The sequence below is a fragment of the Guyparkeria sp. SCN-R1 genome (genome assembly GCF_003932495.1).
Lineage (GTDB): Bacteria > Pseudomonadota > Gammaproteobacteria > Halothiobacillales > Halothiobacillaceae > Guyparkeria.
The window spans coordinates 23,758-29,984 of the sequence record NZ_QZMT01000021.1; the positions used below are offsets into that span (position 1 = coordinate 23,758).

Below are 6,227 nucleotides of genomic sequence, written 5' to 3' on the forward strand. Positions count from 1 at the left end.
GAGGTGATCCAGCGCGACGGCGCCCCGCCCTACTGGATCTTCAGATAGGCGTAGCCGTCACGCTGCAGATCGGCGATCTTGGCCACGCCGGAGCCCACCAGCTCGATGCCCTCGTAGAGCTTGTCCTCCGACAGGCCGATCTCGTTACGGGTGACATCACAAAGATGCACCTTCACCTCGCGCACGTCGATCAGCGTCTGCAGGCGCCCCTTGAGTTCGTCGCGGCGCTCGTTGAGCGCCTCGTCGGCCGCAAAGGGCGTACCTTCCAGCGGGTCGTCGGTGGCAAACCGGATACCGTGACCGACCAGCACCAGGTGCACGTCCCAGGGCAGCAGCTTCTGCTCGGCGTCATTGATCAGGTTGTTGATCGAGGTGAGCGTGGCCGAGTAGCGGGTCGAGTCGGCGAAATCGACGTGGTAGACGACACGCTGCGTGTCGTCTTGCGCGACGGCCGGCATCGACATGGCCAGCGCCAAGGCGACCATCGGCAGGGCGATCAGGCGGGAGGCCCGGCGGGCCAGTGTGGCGGCACGTTGCAGAAAAGAGGCGGTTGCGTTCATTCCCTTGCTCCCTGTTTCGAGGTGGACTGGGAGCATAGCCGATCATCGAACCGGCAGCGTTTCGCTCGGGGAATCAGCGGGGCACGCTGTGGCGATCCGGGTACTGGCGCTGGGTATGCACCGCCAGCGCATTGGCAAGATTGACATCCGGGTTCTCGGCGCAGAATTCGAGTAGCGCCGCCCGCGCGGCCGAGGCCGGCTCGCCGCCCTGGATATCGTAGGTGTTGCGGAGGATCACGTTACTTGCGGTGAGATAGCCCGCAATAAAACCATCCAGCCGCCCTTGGCTGCCCGGGTGATTCCCCTCCACGACTGCCACGGCATCCGCACAGGACCAGTTTCCCGGACCAAAGGCGACAAAGCGCCCCTCGACGCTCTTCGCGGCGACAAGCGTCGGCACGGTGACAAGCGCCATCGCAACGATGAACGCGTTGCACAGCGCGGAGGGCCGGTCGATCCGGGGCATGGGCTCTCCTTAATCAGGCGAACTGCAGATCGAAACCGCAGTTGGCGATATAGGCCTGTTCGCGCTCGAGATCGGCCACGGTCAGCGGATGGTCTTCCAGCCAACCCGCGGCAAACGACAGCGCCAGTCGATCACCCTGGGCGTCGACCTGCACCTGCGAGGGGGCAATGCCCTCGCCCCGATCACGATGGAACAGCACGGCCAGGCGCAGGATGACGGCCAGCCGCATCCCCAGCGGGCGCATGTCCTCGTCGAGCGATTCGAAGCGCGATGGCTTGAACTTGCGGCGATGGGCATGCACCAGCGCGGCCACCGCGGCCTGGGCCGTGCGGGTGAGCCCGGGCATGTCGGCGTGCTCCAGCACGTAGGCGCCGTGGTGGTGATAACCCGAATGGGAAATCGCCAGCCCCACCTCGTGGACGCGCGCGGCCACGTCCAGCCAGGTGGCCAACGGCAAGGCCTCGCTGGTCTCGTCACTGGTTGCACCCCAGTTTCCCTCGACCTGGCGCCACAAGGCCGCGGTGGTCGACGCCACGCGCTCGGCGTGGGTCGCATCGACGTTGAACATGCGTTGCAGCCTCCCGACGGTCAGGTCGCGCACGTCGTCGAAGTCCTCGCGCTCGACCCAGTCGTAGATCAGCCCCTCGCGCAAGGCGCCGTCGGAGATCGCCATGCGCTCGATGCCGAGTGCCTCGAACACCGCGCGCATCGCCACCAGCCCACCGACGAACACCGGCTTGCGGTCGTCGGAAAGCCCGTTAAGCGAGAGCTTGTCGAGGTTGCCGGCCTTGAGCACTGCCTTGCGAAGCGCGTCCAGCCCGGCCAGTGTCAAGCTGCCATCACCCCAGCCATTCGCCTCCGCCACCGTGGCCAGCGACCGTGCCGTGCCACTGCTGCCCACGGCACGCGCCCAACCCATCTCGCGGTACGCACGCTGGTAGCTCATCAGCTCCAGCTCGGCGCGGCGCTCGGCCTTGAGCATGCGGGTCTTGTCGTACTTGCCGTCGCTGAAATGATCGTTGGTCAGCCTCACGCAACCCAGTGGCACGCTCTCCATGCGTACCGGCTCGAAACCCTCGCCGATGATCAGCTCGGTCGAGCCGCCGCCGATGTCGATCACCAGCCGCCGGCCGTCGGCGGGTACGTCGCTGTGGGCTACGCCCAGATACACCAGCCGCGCCTCCTCGCGCCCGCCGATGATCTCGATCGGGTGCCCGATGGCCCGCTGCGCGCGACGAATGAACGTCGCGCCATTCTTCGCCGCCCGCAAGGTGTTCGTCCCGACGATGCGCACCCGGCCCCGCGGCATGCCCGACAAGCGCTGACCGAATCGTCGCAGACAATCCAGCCCGCGCTCGATCGCCGCGCTGGACAGATACCCGTGCTCGTCCAGCCCGCCGGCCAGGCGCACCATCTCCTTCATCCGGTCGATGACCTGCAACTGCCCCGCCTCGACCCGGGCGACCAGCATGTGAAAACTGTTGGATCCCAGATCCACCGAGGCGATGACTTCTCCGTCCTGCATAGGATTTCTGCTTCCAGTTGCCTAGTTGGCGGGCATGAGTGGGTTGGCGCGACATCGCCGCTATCAACGGCTCCTCGCATTATGTCGACGCGCCGGGTCTCGCTCAATCCTGCAAGGTCGAACACAAGCGCGAAAACCGTTCAACCAAAGCACATTGAGGGCCGCTCAAATCACAAAGCAGCATGGCACAATGCCCGCCCATGTCCGCCAGCCATTCCATCAAGCCCGGTTTCACGCCGCCGCCCGACGATGTCGTCATCGACGAGGCGGCGGTGTTGCGTTTGTCGGCGTTGCCGTCGGGCGCGCTCGATCGGCTCGTAGCGCGGTACGGGTTGCCGCTTGCCTGGGTGACGCCGGACGAGCCGATCCCGGGCAGCTTCTGGGGCGACGACGAGGCCGGCATTATCGGCTCGACGTTGTACGTGCGCCCGGACACGGCAGTGCACTCGGCGTTGCACGAGTTCGCGCACATCGTCTGCATGGACGAGGCGCGCCGGGCCGCGGTACACACGGATGCCGGCAGCGATGACGTCGAGGAAGAGGCGGTCTGCTACCTGCAGATACTGATGGCCGATCAACTGGAAGGCTTCGGTCGCGAGCGGGCGCTGGCCGACATGCAGGCCTGGGGCTACACCTTCCGGGTGGGCTCGCCGGCGGAGTGGTTCGAGGGCGATGCCGACCGGGCGATCGAATGGCTATTGAACCAAGGGCTGGCGTGGCAGACCAACGGGGCGATCGAACCCACCTTTCGGCCGCGAGGCACCCGATGAGCACTCGACTACAGCGCATGCACGCCGTGGCCACCTCGCCCAAGCAGCTGGCCGTGCTATTTCTGGGCTTCGCCTCCGGCCTGCCGCTGCTGCTCACCTCCGGCACGCTGCAGGCGTGGCTGACGATGGAGGACATCGACCTCAAGACCATCGGCCTGTTCGCGCTAGTCGGTCTGCCCTACACGCTCAAGTTCCTCTGGGCGCCGATTCTCGACCGCTTTGCCGTGGGGCAGTTCGCCCGCCGCCGTGGCTGGATACTGCTGACCCAGGTGTTAATCGCGGTCGGGCTGCTGGGCCTTGCGATCAGCGATGCCCAGACGCAGATCTGGCAGATCGCGATCTTCGCCCTGATGGTCGCGTTCCTCTCGGCCACGCAGGACATCGCCATCGACGCCTGGCGCACCGATACCCTCGACGCCCCCGAACGCGGGCTCGGCGCGGCGGTATTCGTCATGGCCTACCGCATCGGCATGCTGGTCGCCGGCTCGGCGGCGCTGGTGATGGGGGACCACATCGGCTGGCCGTTGACCTACACCATCATGGCGGCACTGATGGGCGTGGGCATGGTCACGGCCTGGTTCGCCCCGGAGAAGGACACGCGCGATCTCGCGCCGCAGACCATGCGCGAAGCGGTCGTCGGGCCGATGAAGGCGTTCTTCTCGCGGCCCGAGGCCTGGGCGCTGATCTTCCTGGTCATCCTCTACAAGTTCGGCGACGCCTTCGCCGGCACGCTGACCACCGCCTTTCTGATCCGCGGCGCAGGCTTCACCGCCACTGACGTCGGCCTGATCAACAACGGCGCCGGGCTGATCGCGACGATCATCGGCGGGCTGTTCGGCGGGTTGTGGATGGTCAAGCTGGGCCTGTTCCGCGCGCTGATGCTGTTCGGCGTGCTCCAGGCCATTACCAACCTCGGCTACGCCTGGCTTTATGAATGGAACAGCTACGGGCTGATGGTGGCGGTGGTCTCGCTGGAGAACTTCGCCGGCGGACTGGGCACCGCCGCCTTCGTCGCCTTCCTGATGGCGCTGTGCGACAAGGAGTATTCCGCCACCCAGTACGCCCTGCTCTCGGCGATCGCCGCGCTGGGGCGCATCTACCTGGGCCCGACCGCGGGTTTCATCGTCGAGGCGGTCGACTGGACCATCTTCTTCATTCTCACCTTCCTGGCCGCCCTGCCCGGCCTGTGGTTGCTGTGGCGCGCGCGGCATACCATTCGTCGACTCGACCAGTAGAGGCCGCGCGAGGCGGGAACCTCTCAGGCCAAGGTAGGTCTCGTCTTCTATACTGGAGCCAGCCGACAACGACCGGGAGTAACGGCATGAAAGGACGTATTGGACGAATACTGGTCGCGACAGGCGCGGCCCTCGTGATCGGCCAGGCCAACGCCATGGCCCAACCGCCGGAGCACGCCGGCCAACCGCAGAAGGCACAGGGGGCGCCGGAAAAGGCGGAGAAACAAGGCATGGCCAACCCGCCGGAGCGCCACGCCGAGCGTGAACGCAACACCTCGCGCTACCATATCTCCACGCGCGAGCGGACGTACATTCAGGACTGGTACAGCCGCAACCTGCCGCCGGGCCTGGCCAAACAGGGCAAGGTCCCGCCGGGGCATGCCAAGCGGCTCGAGCGCGGCTCAACGTGGCCGCCACGTGATGTGGAATACGAGCGCCTCCCGCGCGAACTGGTGCGCCAGCTCTCCCCGCTACCGGATCACATGCGCTATTACCGGGTGGGCCCCGACGTGGTGATCGCCGACACCGCGGGCAACGTCGTCAGCGACATTGTCTACGACATCCTCAATTGACAACCGGTCACTGACAACCGGGCACGCCGCCACTCGGCGTTGTGGCCGGAGGCCAGCTAAACCGTTAAGATTCATCCTTTGCCGGACCAGCCTACCCGTCATGCGCGGCGCCAGGTCCGGTCATGGAAACCCTGCACGAATCCGATAATGCTCCGCGCGCCTTGATCACGAGCGGCTCGCCAAGCCAGGGCGCTATCCGATTCGTGCAGAGTTTCCCAATTTACGCCAAGCCAGCGACCGACGACATGACCGCAGACGAGCATCAGGCCACCGACCCGAAACCGGAAACCACCGGCACCGACGCGGTCGAGACCACCCCAGAGGCCAGCCAGGAAGCAACCGCGCCGGCCGAACAAACCGTGGCCGAAGGCCAATCCGACAGCGCGCAGGGCGACCAGGCCCGGCCACAGGTAGAATCTGCGGCAGCGAACCAGCCGAAAAAGCCCCGCGTCCACCCGCGTGAGGCAGTCAAGCAGTTCGAGGCCGCTTGGCCGGAGGCGTTTTCCTCCGACCCGAAGCAGGTCAAGCCGCTGGCCATCGGCATCCTCCAGCAGATCCTCGCCGATCGCCCGACTGAGCTCGACGGCCTGAACTCCAAGGCCATCCGCGCGGCGATGAAGTTCTACACCTCGCGGTTGTCGTACCACATCGCCATGAAGAACGCCGAGCACCGCGTCGATCTCAAGGGCGAGCCGGCCGAACCGGTCGACGACAAGGCCCGCAGCCACGCCGAAGAACAGATCAAGGCGATCCACGCCGCCCGCGACGCCAAGCGCGCCGAGCAGGGCGAAACGGAAGAAGGCGGCGAGAAGAAGCCACGCCGTTCGCGCAAGCCAGCCGGCAAGGGGCCGCGCAAAGCAGCCAATGGTGGCCAAGGCGACAAGGGCGACAAGCCCAGGTCAGGACAGGAAGGCGGCAAGCGCCGCACAGACCGCCGACCGAACAAGTCCGGCGAACAGCGCAAGTCGGAACAGGCCGATCCGGCGCTGAAGAACCTCAGCATGGAAGAAAAGCTCGACCGCCTCGCCCAACGCTTCGGCCAGGGGGTATACGGATTTAATGGTTGATGGGGCACCTTCACCCCATCAATCTGATACCA

7 protein-coding genes are annotated in these 6,227 nt (G+C 66.0%); 4 read left to right on the top strand and 3 right to left on the bottom strand.

Going from position 1 to position 6,227, the window contains the following annotated elements; genetic code table 11:
* Positions 1–29 precede the first annotated feature (29 nt).
* The 3 genes from D5687_RS10005 to ppx all read right to left on the bottom strand — a co-directional run bounded on the left by D5687_RS10005 (position 30) and on the right by ppx (position 2,551).
* Entirely contained in the window at positions 30–560 is a 531-nt protein-coding gene (locus tag D5687_RS10005) for a DsrE family protein (RefSeq protein WP_204742184.1), read from the bottom strand.
* A gap of 73 nt (positions 561–633) precedes the next feature.
* A complete protein-coding gene (locus D5687_RS10010) occupies positions 634–1,026 on the bottom strand; it encodes a hypothetical protein (protein ID WP_125199634.1) in 393 nt (130 codons plus the stop codon).
* A gap of 13 nt (positions 1,027–1,039) precedes the next feature.
* Positions 1,040–2,551, bottom strand: a complete 1,512-nt coding sequence (gene ppx, locus D5687_RS10015; RefSeq protein WP_125199635.1) for an exopolyphosphatase — start codon at positions 2,549–2,551, stop codon at positions 1,040–1,042.
* A 200-nt stretch (positions 2,552–2,751) separates the two neighbouring features.
* On the opposite strand from ppx, the gene D5687_RS10020 reads away from it, so the two are divergent.
* The 4 genes from D5687_RS10020 to D5687_RS10035 all read left to right on the top strand — a co-directional run bounded on the left by D5687_RS10020 (position 2,752) and on the right by D5687_RS10035 (position 6,195).
* A complete protein-coding gene (locus D5687_RS10020) occupies positions 2,752–3,321 on the top strand; it encodes a hypothetical protein (protein ID WP_240031479.1) in 570 nt (189 codons plus the stop codon).
* On the top strand, positions 3,318–4,556 hold the full coding sequence (locus D5687_RS10025; protein WP_125199636.1) for an MFS transporter: 1,239 nt from the start codon (positions 3,318–3,320) through the stop codon (positions 4,554–4,556). Before D5687_RS10020 ends, D5687_RS10025 begins: the two co-directional genes overlap by 4 nt.
* 86 nt (positions 4,557–4,642) lie before the next feature.
* On the top strand, positions 4,643–5,128 hold the full coding sequence (locus tag D5687_RS10030) for a hypothetical protein (RefSeq protein ID WP_125199637.1): 486 nt from the start codon (positions 4,643–4,645) through the stop codon (positions 5,126–5,128).
* Positions 5,129–5,373: 245 nt separating this feature from the next.
* Complete coding sequence (locus D5687_RS10035) at positions 5,374–6,195, top strand: ProQ/FINO family protein (protein WP_158611855.1); 822 nt, start codon at positions 5,374–5,376, stop codon at positions 6,193–6,195.
* Positions 6,196–6,227: the final 32 nt, after the last annotated feature.